The following is a 16,184-nucleotide window of genomic DNA, read 5'->3' as shown; positions in this document are numbered from 1 at the left end:
GTCAAGGCTTGGCGTGCGCCGCATCGGCCACGGCAGGTGACCGGCGACCGATGAAAAGGTTGATCAGCGGCCCGGTCATGGCGGTGGTCACGAGCGCCATGACCAGCAGCATCGTGAACAGTTCGGGGCCGATCAGGCCGGCGTCCAGGCCGATCTTCATGACGATGAGTTCCATGAGGCCACGCGCGTTCATCAGCGAGCCCGTGGCCAGGCTGTCGCGCCAGCCGTAGCCTGCCATGCGGGCACCGACCGCGCCGCCGGCGATCTTGCCGAAGGCGGCCACGCCCAGGATCAACATCATGGCGCCGAAGCCCGCGCCAGAGAACGCATTGGAGGTGGTGCCGAGCCCGGCCAGCGCAAAGAACAGCGGCATCAGCACGACGATGGAAATCGGCTCGATGCGCTCGCTCAGCGACTTCAGCAGCCGGTCGTCGCGCGGCAGGCAGGCGCCGAACAGGAAGGCGCCGAACACCGCGTGCAGGTGCAGCCACTCGGTGGCCAGGGCGGTGACCAGCAGGCCGATCATCAGCGAGGCCATCACAGTGGTCGAGGGCTCACCCTCCGGTGCCTTGGTGCGCAGCAGCCACGCGAAGGCCGGCTTGAGCCCGAAGAACAGCGCGCACAGCACCACGGCCATGCCCAGCGTGGTCTTGAGCAGCCCCTGGTAACCCTCGCCCGCGCCCACCAGCGCCACCACAAAGGCCAGCAGAATCCACGCGAACACGTCGACCACGGCGGCAGCGCCCAGCGACAGTTGCCCGAAGGGCGTGCGGGTCATGCCCCGGTCCTTGAGGATGCGCGCCATCACCGGGAACGCGGTGATCGACAGCGCCGCCGCCATGAACAGCGCAAACGGCCAGAAGCCCACGCCCGCCGGCGCCAGCGTGGGGTAAAGGGCCGGCGAGATGGCAACGCCCAGCGCCAGCGGCACGATCACGCTCAGCACGCCCACGTAGCCCGCCGAACGCAGCTGCTCGCGCACGCCCTTGGAAGCCCGCAGCTCCAGGCCCACCACGAACATGAACAGCACCAGCCCGAGGGTCGACAGCGACGACAGCCCTTGCAGCGATTCCTTGGAAAACAGCTGCGCATGCAGCGACGGGAACAGCGCCCCGAAAACGACCGGCCCCAGCATGAGGCCGGCGGCCATCTCGCCCACCACGCTGGGCTGCCCCACGTGGCGAAGCACCCAGCCGCAGACGCGCGCGGTGGTCAGGATGACGATGAGTTGCAGCAGCAGGGAAGTTGCGGACATGGCGTAGCGATTACATGGGAGCCGACGGAATTGCGGCCCATGTTAGTGCCACCCGATGACCGGCTCAACCCGCCCCCGCTCTTCCCTCACTTGGGCACGCGCATCAGCCGCAGCCCGTTCGCCACCACCAGCAGGCTCGCGCCCATGTCCGCGAACACCGCCATCCACATGGTCGCGCTGCCGAACACCGCGAGCACGAAGAACACGCCCTTGATGCCCAGCGCCAGCGTGATGTTCTGCCACAGCACCGAGTGCGCGCGGCGCGACAGGCGGATGGTCTCCGGAATGCGGCGCAGGTCGTCGTTCATGATGACCACGTCGGCCGCCTCCATGGCGGTGTCGGTGCCCGCGCCGCCCATGGCGAAGCCGATGTCGGCCTGCGCAAGCGCGGGCGCGTCGTTGATGCCGTCGCCGGTCATGGCGGCGGCACCGTAGCGCTGCTGCATGGCCTTGATGGCGTCGAGCTTTTCCTCGGGCAGCAGGTTGCCGCGCACGTCGTCGATGCCGGCGTGGGCACCGATGGTCTTCGCGGTGGCGGTGTTGTCGCCGGTGAGCATCACGGGCGTCACGCCCAGCGCGCGCAACTCGGCCACCGCCGCCTGCGACGATTCCTTGATGGTGTCGGCCACCGCGAACAACGCCAGCACTGCCTTGTCCGACGCCAGCAACGTGACGGTGCGGCCCGCCTCTTCATGCCGCTTGAGCTCGGCTTCGAGCGCCGGGGAGCACAGCCCGCGCTCCTCGATCAGGCGGTGGTTGCCGAGCACGTAGGCCTGCCCCGCCAGCGTGGCCCCCACGCCGCGTCCGGGCAGCGCGGTGAAGTCGGCGACCTCTTGCCGCGGGCTCTTCAGGCCCTCGGCAATGGCCTTCGACACCGGGTGATCGGAGCGGCCCGCAATGCTCGCGGCCACGGCAAACACTGCGGCTTCGCTGCCCGATGCATCGACCAGCACTGATTCGACCAGCTTCGGCTTGCCTTCGGTGATGGTGCCGGTCTTGTCGAGCGCAATCGCCTTGAGCTTGCGCGCCTCCTCGAGGTACGTGCCGCCCTTGATGAGGATGCCGCGCCGCGCGGCCGAGGCCAGGGCGCTCACCACGGTGACCGGCGTGGAAATGACCAGCGCGCAGGGGCAGGCGATGACCAGCAGCACCAGCGCCTTGTAGACCGACTGCATCCACGCCCAGTCCATGAACAGCGGCGTGAGCACCGCCACGGCCAGCGCCAGCACGAAGACGGTGGGTGTGTAGATGGCCGCGAACTTGTCGACGAAACGCTGCGTCGGCGCGCGCGAGCCTTGCGCCTCTTCGACCGCGTGGATGATGCGCGCGAGCGTGGTGTTCGACGCCACCGCCGTCACACGGAATTCCAGCGCGGCGGTCTGGTTGATGGTGCCCGCGAACACCGGGTCGCCGATGGTCTTGTCGACGGGAATGCTCTCGCCGGTGACGGGCGCCTGGTCGATGGCGCTGGTGCCTTCGGTGACGATGCCGTCGAGCGGCACGCGCTCGCCGGGGCGGATGCGCGCCACGTCGCCCAGCGCGACGGCGTTGGCCATCACGGTCTTCCAGCTGCCGTCGGCCTGCTTGACCTCGGCTTGCTCCGGCGCGAGCGCCAGCAGGCTCTGGATGGCATTGCGCGCACGGTCCACGGCGCGTGCCTCGATCAGCTCCGCAATGGCGTAGAGCGCCATCACCATCGCGGCTTCGGGCCATTGGCCGATGATGAAGGCGCCGGTCACGGCCACCGCCATCAGGGCGTTGATGTTCAGGCGCCCGCGCACCAGCGCAGCAAAGCCCTTCTTGTAGGTGTCGAGGCCGGCCAGCCCGATGGCGCCGAGCGCAAGCACGACCTCCACGGCCTTGAAGCCCATGCCGTCCAGCGCCATGAACGAGATCGACTCGGCGGCGATGGCCAGCACCAGCGCCGCGATGAGGCGCACGAGGCCCATGTTCATGCCGGCGATCTGCGCGGGCGCCGCGGCGGCCTGCGTGCCACCCGGGTTCAGCGGCTCCGGCTTGAAGCCGGCCTTGCGGATGGCGGCGAGCGCCTCGGGCAGCGCGCCGTCTTCGGTGGTGATGGCCATGGTGCGCTCGCCGAGGCGAAAGCGCAGGGCCTTGACGCCCGCGACCGGCTCCAGCGCGCGGCGGATTTCAGACTCTTCCACCGCGCAGTCCATGGTGGGGATGCGGAACAGCAGCGCGCCCTTCGGCACGTCGGCGCCATCCGCGCCGGCCGGAGCGAGGGGAATCGCGCCGCAGGAGCTGCTGCTGCCGCAGCATGAATCCTCGGCATGCGAGTGGGCGTGGGGCTTTGCGTGCTCATGGCCGTGGTCGTCGCCATGCGAATGAGGGTGCGAATGGGCGTGCGGCACAGGCCGTGTCAGAGCGTTTTCGTTCGTCATGAATCGATTGGAAACCCTGAAGCAGGTGTAGAGTCAAACGCTCATTTCCACTCCTTCATTTGCCGCATCATGAAAATCGGTGAACTGGCCAAGGTCGCGAACACCCCCGTCGAAACCATCCGGTACTACGAACGCGAGCAACTGCTGCCCGAGCCGGCGCGCACCGACGGCAACTACCGCATCTACGACGAAGACCATGCCCAGCGCCTGGGCTTCATCCGCCGCTGCCGCTCGCTCGACATGACGCTCGACGAGATCCGCAGCCTGCTGAAATTCCGCGACGCCCCGCAGGAAGACTGCGGCCAGGTCAATCAGCTGCTGGACGACCACATCGGCCACGTGGCCGCGCGCATCGCCGAGCTGAAGACCCTGGAAAAGCAGTTGAAGGCGCTGCGCCAGCAGTGCGGCGGGCCGGAATCGGCGAGCAGCTGCGGCATCCTGCAGGAACTGGACACCGCCGCCCTCGTGCCCGAGCCCTTCGGCCAGCACGCGGGGCATGTGCACGGCGCGCTGCACGCGCCGGCCAAGCGCGCCGCCTGAAGCGGCCTCGGGCTTTTGCTTCGGGCTTTTACTTGCCGATGAGCTGCGTGAGCTTCTCGGCCTCGAAGCACTCGTCGCGGGCCGCGTCGCCTGGCACGCAGTCCTTGGTCGAGCCGGAGCGGTCCGACAGCTTCTCGATGGCCTGCCACAGCAGCGCGATCTGGTGCTCCTGGCTCGAGGCGTTGTCGATCAGGCTGCGCATGGCCTGGCTCAGCGGGTCGTCTTCCTGCGTGATGCCGTAGGCCGAGAACTTCTGCGGCGCGGCCACGTCGGCGCTTTCGCCGGCCTTCGACGGGATGATGCGCGCGGGAATGCCCACCGCCGTCGCGCCCGCGGGCACCGGCTTGATGACCACCGCGTTGCTGCCGATCTTGGCGCCGTCGCCCACCTCGAAGCCGCCCAGCACCTTGGCGCCGGCGCTCACCACCACGTTGCGGCCCAGCGTGGGATGCCGCTTGGTGCCCTTGTAGAGCGAGGTGCCGCCCAGCGTCACGCCTTGGTAGATGGTGCAGCCGTCGCCGATCTCGGCGGTCTCGCCGACCACCACGCCCATCGCATGGTCGAAGAACACCCGCTCGCCGATCTTGGCGGCCGGGTGAATCTCGATGCCCGTCAGCCAGCGCGCCCCATGCGCGATGAAGCGCGCCGGCCACTTGAAGCCGTGAGTCCAACAGGCGTGCGCCCAGCGGTGCAGCACCACGGCATGGAAGCCGGGGTAGACCGTGATCACTTCCCAGGCGCTGCGGGCGGCCGGGTCGCGTTCGAGGATGCACCGGATGTCGGCGCGCAGGCGAGAGAACATCGCTGCCTTTTGTCGTTATATCGATATGGGGCGGGCAGTCTATAGCCCGCCGTCATCGCTTACGGGCGATAAGGTTTTATTCAGGCAGGGAGCCGCGGGGCGGCTTGGTCGCGTCGCTCATGGCCTTGGCGATGCCGCGCAGGATGTGGATTTCTTCGGGCGTGGGCTGGGCCCGGTTGAAGAGCTGCTGCAGCCGCGGCATGAGCTTCTTGGGCGCCTCGGGGTCGAGGAAGCCGATATCAACCAGCGAGCGCTCCCAGTGGTCGAGCATGCCGGCCACGGCCTGCGCATCGGCCGCCTGCACCGGGTTGACGGACTCCCGCACCTCGTAGCCGCCCAGCGCCAGCCGCCATTCGTAGGCCACCACCTGGATGGCCGCGCCCAGGTTGAGCGAGCCGAATTTCGGGTCGGTGGGAATGGTCAGGGCCACGTTGCAGCGGTAGACGTCTTCGTTCCGCATGCCGAAACGCTCGGAGCCGAACAGGAAGGCGACGTGCTGGTCGCCCTGCTTCGCCAGGGGCTCCAGGTGTTCCCGGGGCGTGCGGGTGGGCGGGCCGAAGTCGCGCGGAATCATGGCCGTGGCGCACAGGTGGGTCACGCCGTCGAGGGCTTCGTCGAGCGTTTCGACGATGCGGGCGTTGGTCAGCACGTCGAGCGCGCCGCTCGCGCGCTGGATGGTTTCCTCGCGCCGCAGCACGTTGGCCCAGCGGGGCGCCACCAGCACGAGGTCGGAGAAACCCATGGTCTTCATGGCGCGGGCGGCGGCGCCCACATTGCCGGCGTGGCTGGTCTGGATCAGGATGAAACGGGTGCGCATGGCGGGTTCAGGAGACACGAAACGGCGGAGCCGGTAAAATGCCCGATTCTCGCCGCCCGCATCGCCGGGCCGCCTTCGGGGCCTCCGCGGCCTCCCTACTGTTCTTCTCACAATCCAATGTCGTCCCCCAACCTGCATCCCATGCTCAACGTGGCCGTCAAGGCCGCACGCGCCGCCGGCGCGATCATCAACCGCGCTGCCCTCGACGTCGAGGCCGTGCGCATTTCGCAGAAGCAGGTCAACGACTTCGTCACCGAAGTCGATCACGCGAGCGAGCAAGCGATCATCGAAACGCTGCTCGGCGCCTACCCGGGGCACGGCATCCTGGCCGAAGAATCGGGCACCGAATACGGCGCCAAGGACTCCGACTACGTCTGGATCATCGATCCGCTCGACGGCACCACCAATTTCATCCACGGCTTCCCGGTCTACTGCGTGTCGATCGCGCTATCGGTGCGCGGCAAGATCGAGCAGGCGGTCATTTACGACCCGAGCCGCAACGACCTGTTCACGGCCACCAAGGGCCGCGGCGCCTACATGAACGAGCGCCGCATCCGCGTGTCCAAGCGCACCAAGCTCACCGAGTGCCTGATTTCGACCGGCTTCCCGTTCCGCACCGGCGACAACTTCAAGCAGTACCTGGCCATCATGGCGGACATGATGCCCCGCATGGCCGGCCTGCGCCGCCCCGGCGCGGCAGCCCTGGACCTGGCCTACGTGGCCGCCGGCTTCACCGACGGCTTCTTCGAAACCGGCCTGAACCCGTGGGACGTGGCCGCCGGTTCGCTGCTGGTCACCGAAGCCGGTGGCCTGATCGGCAACTTCACGGGCGAGCCCGAATTCCTCGAACAGCGCGAATGCCTGGCCGCCGCGCCGCGCATCTACGGCCAGCTGGTGCCGCTGCTCGCCAAGTACTCGAAGTTCGCCAACGTGGACGACAAGCTGCGCGCCAGCGACCGCATGCGCGCCGTGTCGGCCTCGACCAAGTCGAACCCCGACGACGCGTCGGTCGACCTCTACGCCCGCAGCACGGTGGTCGATTTCGCGGACGAAACCGCTGAGGGCGACAAGCCCGCCGTGGCCGTCCCCGCCGCGCCGCGCAAGCTCACGCGCATCCGCCGCGACGCACCCGCGGCACCCGGCACCGGCAGCGCCTCCGAGGGCGACGCTTCCGCCAAGTGATGGTGCTGGGGCCCCGCGCCGCCGCCAGGGTTCGCGCGGCTCTGCGCATTGCGCTGAGCCATTACGTCGCGAGCGGGCTCACCGTCGCGCTCGGGCTCCTGTTCATTTCGGGCGGCGTCCATCTCTGGCTCGGCACCCTGGCGGCCTCCGCGGCCGCCACCGGCGTGATCGTCACCGCCCCGCCCGACCTGCCCGGCCCGCGCCGCGGCAAGTTCTTCCAGATGCTGCCGGCACCGCTCATCGGCCTGCCGCTCTTCTTCGCGGTGCAGATGCTGCACACCGCGCCCATCCGCCTCGGGCTGCTGCTGGTGCCCGCCACCTTCATGGCCTTCCTGGCCATGGCCTGGGGCAAGCGGGGCATCCCCATCGCCATCGCGGTGATGTTCTCGATGATCTTCTCCATGGCCACGCAGGCCCCGCGCGACATGGCCGATGCGCTCGAGCGCACCTGGCACTTCGGGCTGGGCGCGGGCCTGTACGCGATCTGGGCCACGCTCGCCAACCTGTTGCTCAACGGGCGCTTTCGCACCCAGTCGGTGGCCGACGTGCTGTATTCGCTGGCCGCCCTCATGCGCACCGAGGCCGGCCAGTTCCTGCCCCACGACGACACCCGCGACGTGCGCGACACGCCCGCGCCGGTGCTCGGCCAATTGCTGCGCGAGCAGGCCGCGCTGGCCGACCAGCTGCAGGCCACGCGCGACATCGTGCTCGAATCGCCCCGCACGCCGCGCCGCCAGCGGCTGGCCGCCATGCTGGTGATCGTGCTCGAAATGCGCGACCAGCTGCTCGCGAGCGAGCTCGACCTCGACGCCCTGCGCGCCCACCCGGCCCACGCCGCGGCGCTCATCGAAATGCGCCAGGTGCTCGAAGAGCTGGCCGATGAAACCATGGCGCTGGCCGACGCATTGCTCATGCGCCGCCAGCCCGCCGCCGTGGCGGACCGGCGCCCGCGCCTGGCGGCCATCCATGTGTCGTCCGACGACAGCAGCAACGGCGGCGGGCACATCGGCCCCACCGCCGCCATGCTGGCGCGCGGACTGGCCAGCCGCATCGGCCACATCAACGACGAAGTGCTGCGCCTGTCGGCCATGGCCCGCGGCGACGCCGAGCCCAACCTGGCCGTGGTGCGCGCCAACTGGCAGATGTTCGTGAGCCCGACCGACTGGTCGTGGCGCCCCTTCTTCACGCTGTGGCGCTGGGATCAGCCACCGCTGCGCCATGCCATTCGCGCGTCGCTGGCCATCGCGGCCGGCTACGCCATCGCGGTGTCGATGCCGTGGGGCTCGCACGACTACTGGATCCTGCTGACCATCGTGGTCGTGCTGCGCGGCAGCCTCTCGCAGACGCTGGAGCGGCGCAACGCGCGGGTGGCCGGCACGCTGCTGGGCTGCGTGCTCGCGGTGGGGCTGCTGTCGGCGCATCCGTCGGCGCTGGCGCTGCTGGCCATCGTGACCGTGGCGCAGGCCATCGCGCACAGCTTCGCGGTGCGGCGCTACCTCATCACCGCCGTGGCCGCCACCGTGCTGGGCCTGGTACAGGCCCACATGCTGAACGTGGGCGTGGCGCCCATCTTCGCGCTGTTCGAGCGCATCGCCGACACGCTCATCGGCGCCGCGCTGGCCTGGGGCTTCTGCTACGTGCTGCCATCCTGGGAGCGCACGCAGATCCCGGCGCTGGTGGCGCGCGTACTCACCGCGCAGGCCCGCCACGCGCGCCTGGCGCTCGGCCTGGGCCAGTTGCAGGCCATCGACAGCAGCCCCGAGCTCGAATGGCGGCTCGCGCGCCGCGAGGCCTACGACAGCCTCTCCGCGCTGGTGCAGGCCACGCAGCGTTCGCTCTCCGAACCGCGCGCGGTGCAGCCGCCGCTGGAGCCGCTGGAACACCTGCAGGCCCACAGCTACCAGCTGCTCGCGCAACTGAGCGCAGTGAAATCGATGCTCGTGCTGCGGCGCGACCGCCTCACGCCGGGCGAGGTCGAAGGCCCCATCAGCCGCACATCTCAACGAATCGAGGCCGCCATCGGAACTATGCCGACCACCGGCCCCTCTCACCCCGAGAGCAGCGGTTCCACCGCTGTCGGCGGACCGATTCCCCTGCCCGACCCGTTCGACAACGACATCAGCCCCTGGCTGCTGCGCCGCCTCGATCTGGCCACGGCCCTCGCCACGCAGCTGCGCGACGACGCGGCCCGCATTCTTCAACCACTGAACGAAACCACAACCCAAGCAAAGACGACCACCGCCTGATGATCAAAGAGATACTCGCCCACCCCTGGTTCGGCACATGGGTTGCCGCCCTGATCGCAGTTCCCCTTTCTCTTCTCGCGCACCGTATCGGCGGCCTTGTCCTGCGGCGGATCACCCGCCCTGCCCCGACGATCCATTCGATGGTGGTCAGCTGCAATTCCGCGGCGCGGCTCGTGCTCCCGCTGCTGGCGCTCAACGTGGTGTGGCAGGGCGCGCCCGACGACCTGCACTTCATCGGCAACGTGCGCCATCTCACCGGCCTGCTGCTGATCGCTTCGACCACCTGGCTCGCCGTCAGGGCCATCAGCGGCTTCGCGGAAGGCGTGCTGGCCCAGAACCCGTCGGACGTGGCCGACAACCTGCATGCGCGCCGCGTGCTCACGCAGACCCGCGTGCTCGCGCGCACCGCCATGACGGTGGTGCTGGTGGCCGGCGGCGCGATGATGCTCATGACCTTCCCGGGCGCGCGCCAGGTCGGCGCCAGCCTGCTGGCCTCGGCCGGCGTGATCGGTATCGTGGCCGGTCTGGCGGCCAAGCCCGTGTTCAGCAACCTCATTGCAGGCCTGCAGATCGCGCTGGCGCAGCCGATCCGCATCGACGACGTGCTGGTGGTCGAAGGCGAATGGGGCCGGGTCGAGGAAATCACCGGCACCTTCGTCGTCATCAAGATCTGGGACGAGCGCCGGCTGATCCTGCCGCTCACCTACTTCATCGAGAAGCCGTTCCAGAACTGGACGCGCCACTCGTCGCAGCTGCTGGGCGCGGTGTTCATCTACGCCGACTACGGCATGCCGCTCGCGCCGCTGCGCGAGGAGGTCGAGCGCATCGTGAAGTCTTCGTCCGAATGGGACGGCCGCTTCTTCAACCTGCGCGTGACCGACGCCACCGAACGCACCATGCAAATCCGCGTGCTGTGCACCGCCGCCACCTCGGGCCTGGCCTTCGACCTGCGCTGCAACGTGCGCGAAGGGCTCATCGACTTCATGCAGCGCGAGTACCCGCAGTTCCTGCCGAAGATGCGCATCGAGAGCGAAGGCGCGCAGGAGCGCCAGATGCCGCAGCCGGCCCAGCACGCCTGAGCGCGGCCTTGGGTGACCTTCGCCGCCGATGCGGCAGCTACCGGGCAACTTCATCTGAGATACTGCACGAGCGCTAAGAGTTCGGTTCCCGCCTCGCCTGATGGGGCAGGAATCATCACCCGGACCATTCCATGCCCGATGAAACCACGTCCATCCCGCTGACCTGTGCACAGCACGCATTCAACAAGCAGCCGCCTGACGAAGCACTGTCTGGCCTCGTGAAGGACTATCTTGAATTGCGCGCTCAGGGCTCGGCGCTTTTGCTGGCCTCGAGCGGGTTTCAGTGGGCTCCTGCTTCCCCGGGTTATCTCGTCAAGTCGCTCCAGGGCAGAAGCTATTACGTGCCGTTCAATCTCGCGTCGATGTTTCCTGCAGATGACATGCTTGAGGAAATCGACGACCTGCTAACTGCCTGCAGGCTCAATGAATCCGGCAACATCTGCTTGAGCGGCAGCGCCACTTTTTTGGGCAAGGTCGCTTCCATCACTGATCTTGATTTCTGCGAGTACTACTTCGACGATCTCGACAGCGCCAAGATCAAGGTGGACGCCAAGGCAAAAGAGGAAACGCTGCCCTGCCTTTTTCGCGTCAAGTCGGAAGACCGGGCCGAGCATCGGCCTTTCCTGAACTTGCAGCCGTTTCTGGACCGGATCAAACTGCACACCGATTCAGAGACCGAGTTCGAACGGGTCAAGCTCGACTATGTCGCCGCGCCAGAACGCTTCGGCCCGATCGCGGTCACCAACATGATCCTCTCGACCGACATTGGCGGCACCGATTCGCGCAACGCAGCCTTGAGCTTTCAATACCAGGAAATCGTGGTTTGCGAGCAGGCGCGGCAGCCCCATCGTTCGCTCGTGTCGGCGGCGGATATCGGGCGCTACATGAATTGGCTCAAGGACCAGGCCAAAGCATTGACCGAAGCTGGCGGCAAGGATCTGCCGACCTCGGGTCCGAAGCTCGTCAAGGCGCTGAAACGCGCACTGTCCTGGTATCTGGTTGCGGGAATGGAAGAGCCCGCCAGCGACATCGTGAGTGTGCTCAACCATCCCGTCATGGCCAGAATTTCGAGTTCGGCCCGCGGCGAGGAGCTTGAGCGTATGCTGGGGGACCTCGACCGGGCCGCGGCTGATGAACTGCGCCAGTTGGTTGGCCTGGAACGCCCCGGCAACGGCATCGCGGCGAACGATTTGCTGGATTTTTATACTCTTGCACATGAACTGGCCAAGGACTTGGCACAAGAGATGGAATCCCTTTCAGTTGCATAGAAGGACGACCCATGGATCGCAACGCCCTGCTGAAAAAATTGATTGCTCTGAATCCGGCCCCCGATTCAGAAGGCTCGGAGCCCAGCGACGCGCTGCGACCGGAAGACATGGATGACCTGGATACGCTAGCGGTCAAGTTCAGCAAACTTGCCAAGCGCAGCGACGAACTCGCGAACAAGACCGCCGTCGTTAAGCGCCTTCAGAACACCGATTACAGCCAGCGCAAGCTGATTCTCCAGAAGCTGTCTCGAACCTTCGCCAGCATCGACGAGAACGACAAGGCCGAGCGCAAGCATGCCGATGCAACGCAAGGACGAAGTGCGGACAAGCGGCGCACGACACTGAAGGCCGAGATCCCCCTAGAAGAGGTGCATCGACGAATCACCGATCTCCAGCGTGAACTCGACGAATTGATTGCGGCCAACAAGCCGCGGGTCGTCGCGGAAGTCCGTACGCTGATCAATGAATACGATGTGAGTCCGGAAGAACTCGGTTTTTCCACGAGACAGCACGGTCGGCACCTCCAGAGGACGCGCTCGAACACCGGCAAGCGGCAGCAAGTTGCGAACTGACGCCTACTTGGCCGACGCCAGCATGTAGTCGACCGTGAGGTTCGCCAGCGCGCGCACGCCGTTGACCAGCGCCGGTTCGTCCACGTAGAACTCCGGCGAGTGGTTCGACGCGGCCTTGGTCACGTCCACGCCCTTGGGCGTCACGCCCAGGTTGAAGAACAGGCCCGGCACGCGCTCCTGGTAGAACGAGAAGTCTTCCGACGCCGTGGCCTTGGGCCCGAGCATCCAGTTGCCCTCGCCCGCCACGCGCTGCAGCGTGGGCGCCATCTGCGCGGTCAGCGCCGGCTGGTTGATGGTGGCGTTGTAGAGCTCCACCACCTTGAAGGTGGCCTCGGCGCCCGCGCTCGCGGCAATCGACTCCGTGGTGCGCTTCATGCGCGCGTGGATGTCTTTCTTCATGGCTTCGTCGTAGGTGCGCACGGTGCCCATCATCTCGACCTTCTCGGGCACGATGTTCATGCGGTTGCCGCCGTGAATGGTGCCCACGGTGATGACCGAAGGCTCCAGCATCGCATTGACCTGGCGGCTCTGGATGGTCTGCAGGCCCATCACGATCTGCGAGGCCACCACGATCGGGTCGATGCCGCCCCAGGGGCGCGCGCCGTGCGTCTGGCGGCCCTTCACGTCGATCCAGAACTGGTCGGCCGCCGCCATGGCCGCGCCGCTGCGCCAGGCCAGCTTGCCCGACTCGATGCCGCTGCTCACGTGCAGGCCGAAGATGGCGTCGACCTTCGGGTTCTCGAGCACGCCCTCGGCCACCATCTGCTTGGCGCCCCACATGTTGCTGCCGTTGGGCTCGAAGTCGGCCGGGCTCTCCTCGGCCGGCTGGAAGATGAACTTGACCGAGCCCTGCAGCTGGTCCTTCATGCTCGCCAGCACTTCGGCGGTGGCCATGAGGATGGCGACGTGGGTGTCGTGGCCGCAGGCGTGCATCACGTCGACTTCCTTGCCCAGGTACTGGCCCTTGGCCTTCGAGGCGAAGGGCACGTCGACGCGTTCCTTCACCGGCAGCGCGTCCATGTCGGCGCGCAGCGCGACCACGGGGCCCGGCTTGCCGCCCTTGAGCAGGCCGACCACGCCGGTCTTGGCCACGCCCGTCTTCACCTCGAAGCCCAGCTTGCGCAGATGGTCGGCCACCAGCTTCGCGGTGCGCATCTCGTAGTTGCCGAGTTCAGGATGCTGGTGAATGTCGCGGCGCCACGCGATCAGCCTGGCCTCCACCGCCTTGGCGCGCGTGTCGATCTGCGCCTGCAGCGAGGCGGCGTCTCCTGCCTGCGCATGGGCCGATGCGGCGCAGAAGGCGAGCGCGGCGGCCAGCACGGGGTTCAGGAAATTCTTCTTCATTGGCATGTCTCCGGTTGAAATGTTTTTTTGTGGGCCTTGGCCGAGGCCGGGACTCTAGGTCGCGGCACCGGGCGTGTATGTCCTCACGAATGCGGGCACGGGAACTTTGCCACGGCGCCGCATGGCATTATTTGAACGCCGGAGACACACATGAACAACGAACTGCCGGTGCAGGACGCATGGCTCGCAGAGGCCGTCCAGCACCTCGGAAGCCCCGCCTTCCATTCCCGCCTGCTCGAGGGCCTGCACACGGCGCTGGGCGTGGACCACGTGAGCTACCTGAGCTACGACGCCCAAGGGCGCGTGCAGGCCGCGTCGGCCGCCAGCGTGCTCGACCAGGACCTGATCGAGTCGACCACCGAAATCTTCGTGCAGCGCTTCTATGCGCGCGACCCGCACTACCCGCTGATGTTCAGCGACGCGCGCCGGCCCGCCGCGCCGCGCCCCGAGCTGCAATTGCTCTGGACCTCGGCCGCCGGCATCGGCGACGCCGAGTACCGCCGCCTGCTGTTCGACCGCCCCGGCTTCGACGGCAAGGTGTCGCTGGTGCGCCGGTGGCGCGAGCAGACCTGCTACCTCAACCTGTACTTCTCCCGCACCAAGGTGCAGCGGGAGCGCACCGCCCGGCTGATGCGCGCGCATGCGGCCACGCTCATGGCGCTGGCGCACCGCCACGACGAACTGGTAGCCATGCAGCAGCAGTTGCATGCACCGGCGACGCAGGCCGGCGCATGGCCCCAGCTCTCCCCACGCGAACGCGAAACCGCACGCCTGATGACCGAAGGCTGCACCGCGAAGGAAATCGGCCGGCGGCTGTCGCTCTCGCCGGCCACCGTCATCACCTACAAGGAGCGCGTGTACGCCAAGCTCGGCGTGCAGAACCTGCGCGAGTTCCTGACGCTGGCGGCGCACTGAGTCCTTTCATTTTTCAAACGACATCGATACACCCATGAGCCAGGCTCTCTTCAGGAAATTGCTGGGCGCATTGCCCGTTGCCGCAGCCCTCGCATGCGCCTCGGCGCAAGCCGAGCCTACCGTGGTCGCGCCCGTCAAGGGCTACACCTTCGCGGGCGACAAGCTCGTGTCTTTCGAGGCGCTGGCCTTCGACAAGGGCCGCGTGCTCGGCGTCGGCGAAGCGGCCACGCTCGCGAAGCAATACCCCGACGCCCGCAAGATCGACGGCCAGGGCCGCGCGCTGCTGCCCGGCCTGATCGACGCGCACGGCCACGTCTTCCGCGTCGGCTTCCGCCAGAGCGAAGTGGTCGTCACCGACACACGCACGCTGGCCGAGGCACAGGCGAAGATCAAGGCCTACGGCCAGGCCAACCCAGCGCGCCAGTGGATCATGGGCTCGGGCTGGAACCAGGTTTTGTGGAAGCTCGACCGCTTTCCCACGGCCGCCGAACTCGACGCCGCCATTGCCGACCGCCCGGTGACGCTGCGCCGCGTCGATGCACACGCCATCTGGGCCAACACCAAGGCGCTGCAGCTGGCCGGCATCACCCGCGACACGCCCGACCCGGTGGGCGGGCGCATCGAGCGCGACGCCAAGGGCGAACCGACCGGCATCCTGATCGACAAGGCGCAGCTTCTGCTGACCAAGGTCATGCCGCCCTACACCGACGCCGAGCGCCGCCTCGCGCTCGACTCCGCCCTGCGCCACTTCGCCTCGCTGGGGCTGACGGGCGTGGGCGACGCCGGCACCGGCGCGGACGAAGTGCGCATCTACCGCGAATTCGCGGACGCGGGCAAGCTCAGCTCGCGGGTCTACGCCATGATCAACGACGTGGGCGACGACTACAAGAAGCTCTCCACCCAGGGCCCGCTCAAGGGCTACGCGGACGACCGCTTCAGCCTGGCCGCGGTGAAGCTCTTTGCCGACGGCGCGCTCGGCAGCCGCGGCGCCGCGCTGCTGGAGCCGTACAGCGACGACCACAACAACAAGAGCCTGCTGTTCATGGACGACGCCGCGATGCGCGCCAAGGTGCGCACCGCGCTGAAGGCCGGCTACCAGGTCAACGTGCACGCCATCGGCGACGCGGCCAACCGGCAGATCCTCGACGCCTTCGAGGCCGCCTACAAGGAAGACGCCAGCGGCATGGCGCGGCGCAACCGCGTCGAGCATGCGCAGGTGGTGTCGCTGCAGGACATTCCGCGCTTCAAGACGCTGGGCCTGATCGCGTCGATGCAGCCCACCCATGCCACCAGCGACATGAACATGGCCGAAGACCGCGTGGGCAAGGAGCGCATCAAGGGCGCGTATGCGTGGCAGACCTTTTTGAAGCAGGGCACGGTGATCGCGGGCGGCTCGGACTTTCCGGTGGAGTCGGCCAACCCCTTCTTCGGCCTGCATGCGGCCGTGACGCGCACGGACCACCAGGGCAAGCCCATCGCCGGCTGGCACCCCGAGGAAGCGATGACGCTGCCGCAGGCGCTGCGCGCCTTCACGCTCGACGCGGCCTATGCCGAACACCAGGAAAAGACCACCGGCTCGCTGGAGCCCGGCAAGTGGGCCGACTTCATCATCGTCGACCAGGACCCGTTCACCGCCGCGCCCGGCGACATCTGGAAAACCAAGGTGCTGGGCACCTGGCTCGCGGGCGAGCAGGTCTACGCGGCTCCGGCGGCACGCTGATCGGCCATGCCGGCCGCGGCCATGGTGCTCGTGGGCTTCGCG

General features: G+C 67.7%; 13 protein-coding genes. 8 read left to right on the top strand and 5 right to left on the bottom strand.

The window, feature by feature from the left end; translation table 11 throughout:
• Position 1: 1 nt before the first annotated feature.
• A complete protein-coding gene (locus L3V85_RS13615) occupies positions 2–1,255 on the bottom strand; it encodes a cation:proton antiporter (RefSeq protein WP_237679719.1) in 1,254 nt (417 codons plus the stop codon).
• 86 nt (positions 1,256–1,341) lie between these two features.
• Positions 1,342–3,657: a heavy metal translocating P-type ATPase gene (locus L3V85_RS13610; RefSeq protein ID WP_237679718.1), complete on the bottom strand. Its 2,316-nt coding sequence runs from the start codon at positions 3,655–3,657 to the stop codon at positions 1,342–1,344.
• Positions 3,658–3,726: 69 nt separating this feature from the next.
• Here L3V85_RS13610 and cadR point away from each other — a divergent pair, with 69 nt between their 5' ends.
• Positions 3,727–4,197 (top strand): Cd(II)/Pb(II)-responsive transcriptional regulator, encoded by a 471-nt coding sequence (gene cadR / locus L3V85_RS13605; RefSeq protein WP_237679717.1) that lies wholly within the window; start codon positions 3,727–3,729, stop codon positions 4,195–4,197.
• Positions 4,198–4,225: 28 nt separating this feature from the next.
• On the opposite strand, the gene cysE is transcribed toward cadR, so the two are convergent.
• Both cysE and L3V85_RS13595 read right to left on the bottom strand, forming a co-directional pair.
• Positions 4,226–4,999, bottom strand: coding sequence for a serine O-acetyltransferase (cysE, locus tag L3V85_RS13600; protein ID WP_237679716.1), 774 nt, complete (start codon positions 4,997–4,999; stop codon positions 4,226–4,228).
• Positions 5,000–5,075: 76 nt separating this feature from the next.
• On the bottom strand, positions 5,076–5,816 hold the full coding sequence (locus L3V85_RS13595; RefSeq protein ID WP_237679715.1) for an RNA methyltransferase: 741 nt from the start codon (positions 5,814–5,816) through the stop codon (positions 5,076–5,078).
• Between the two features lie 117 nt (positions 5,817–5,933).
• On the opposite strand from L3V85_RS13595, the gene L3V85_RS13590 reads away from it, so the two are divergent.
• The 5 genes from L3V85_RS13590 (at position 5,934) to L3V85_RS13570 (ending at position 12,163) form a co-directional block, all read left to right on the top strand.
• Positions 5,934–6,998, top strand: a complete 1,065-nt coding sequence (locus tag L3V85_RS13590; protein ID WP_237679714.1) for an inositol monophosphatase family protein — start codon at positions 5,934–5,936, stop codon at positions 6,996–6,998.
• A 2-nt stretch (positions 6,999–7,000) separates the two neighbouring features.
• A complete protein-coding gene (locus L3V85_RS13585; RefSeq protein ID WP_237680559.1) occupies positions 7,001–9,244 on the top strand; it encodes an FUSC family protein in 2,244 nt (747 codons plus the stop codon).
• Positions 9,244–10,323, top strand: coding sequence for a mechanosensitive ion channel family protein (locus tag L3V85_RS13580; RefSeq protein WP_237679713.1), 1,080 nt, complete (start codon positions 9,244–9,246; stop codon positions 10,321–10,323). Before L3V85_RS13585 ends, L3V85_RS13580 begins: the two co-directional genes overlap by 1 nt.
• Before the next feature lie 131 nt (positions 10,324–10,454).
• On the top strand, positions 10,455–11,591 hold the full coding sequence (locus L3V85_RS13575) for a hypothetical protein (RefSeq protein ID WP_237679712.1): 1,137 nt from the start codon (positions 10,455–10,457) through the stop codon (positions 11,589–11,591).
• 11 nt (positions 11,592–11,602) lie between these two features.
• The gene (locus tag L3V85_RS13570) at positions 11,603–12,163 is read left to right on the top strand and encodes a hypothetical protein (RefSeq protein ID WP_237679711.1); all 561 of its coding nucleotides are present in this window, start codon (positions 11,603–11,605) and stop codon (positions 12,161–12,163) included.
• Between the two features lie 3 nt (positions 12,164–12,166).
• On the opposite strand, the gene L3V85_RS13565 is transcribed toward L3V85_RS13570, so the two are convergent.
• Positions 12,167–13,507, bottom strand: coding sequence for an amidohydrolase (locus L3V85_RS13565; RefSeq protein ID WP_414080213.1), 1,341 nt, complete (start codon positions 13,505–13,507; stop codon positions 12,167–12,169).
• 150 nt (positions 13,508–13,657) lie between these two features.
• Here L3V85_RS13565 and L3V85_RS13560 point away from each other — a divergent pair, with 150 nt between their 5' ends.
• Both L3V85_RS13560 and L3V85_RS13555 read left to right on the top strand, forming a co-directional pair.
• Positions 13,658–14,422, top strand: a complete 765-nt coding sequence (locus L3V85_RS13560; RefSeq protein ID WP_237679709.1) for a helix-turn-helix transcriptional regulator — start codon at positions 13,658–13,660, stop codon at positions 14,420–14,422.
• Between the two features lie 34 nt (positions 14,423–14,456).
• Positions 14,457–16,142 carry an amidohydrolase gene (locus tag L3V85_RS13555; protein ID WP_237679708.1) on the top strand — a complete coding sequence of 562 codons (1,686 nt, stop codon included), beginning with the start codon at positions 14,457–14,459 and terminating at the stop codon, positions 16,140–16,142.
• Positions 16,143–16,184 lie beyond the last annotated feature (42 nt).

This window comes from Variovorax paradoxus (genome assembly GCF_022009635.1).
Taxonomy (GTDB): Bacteria; Pseudomonadota; Gammaproteobacteria; order Burkholderiales; family Burkholderiaceae_C; genus Variovorax.
The sequence above is the reverse complement of the archived record's forward strand: the minus strand, read 5'-3'. Positions and strand labels throughout refer to the sequence as shown.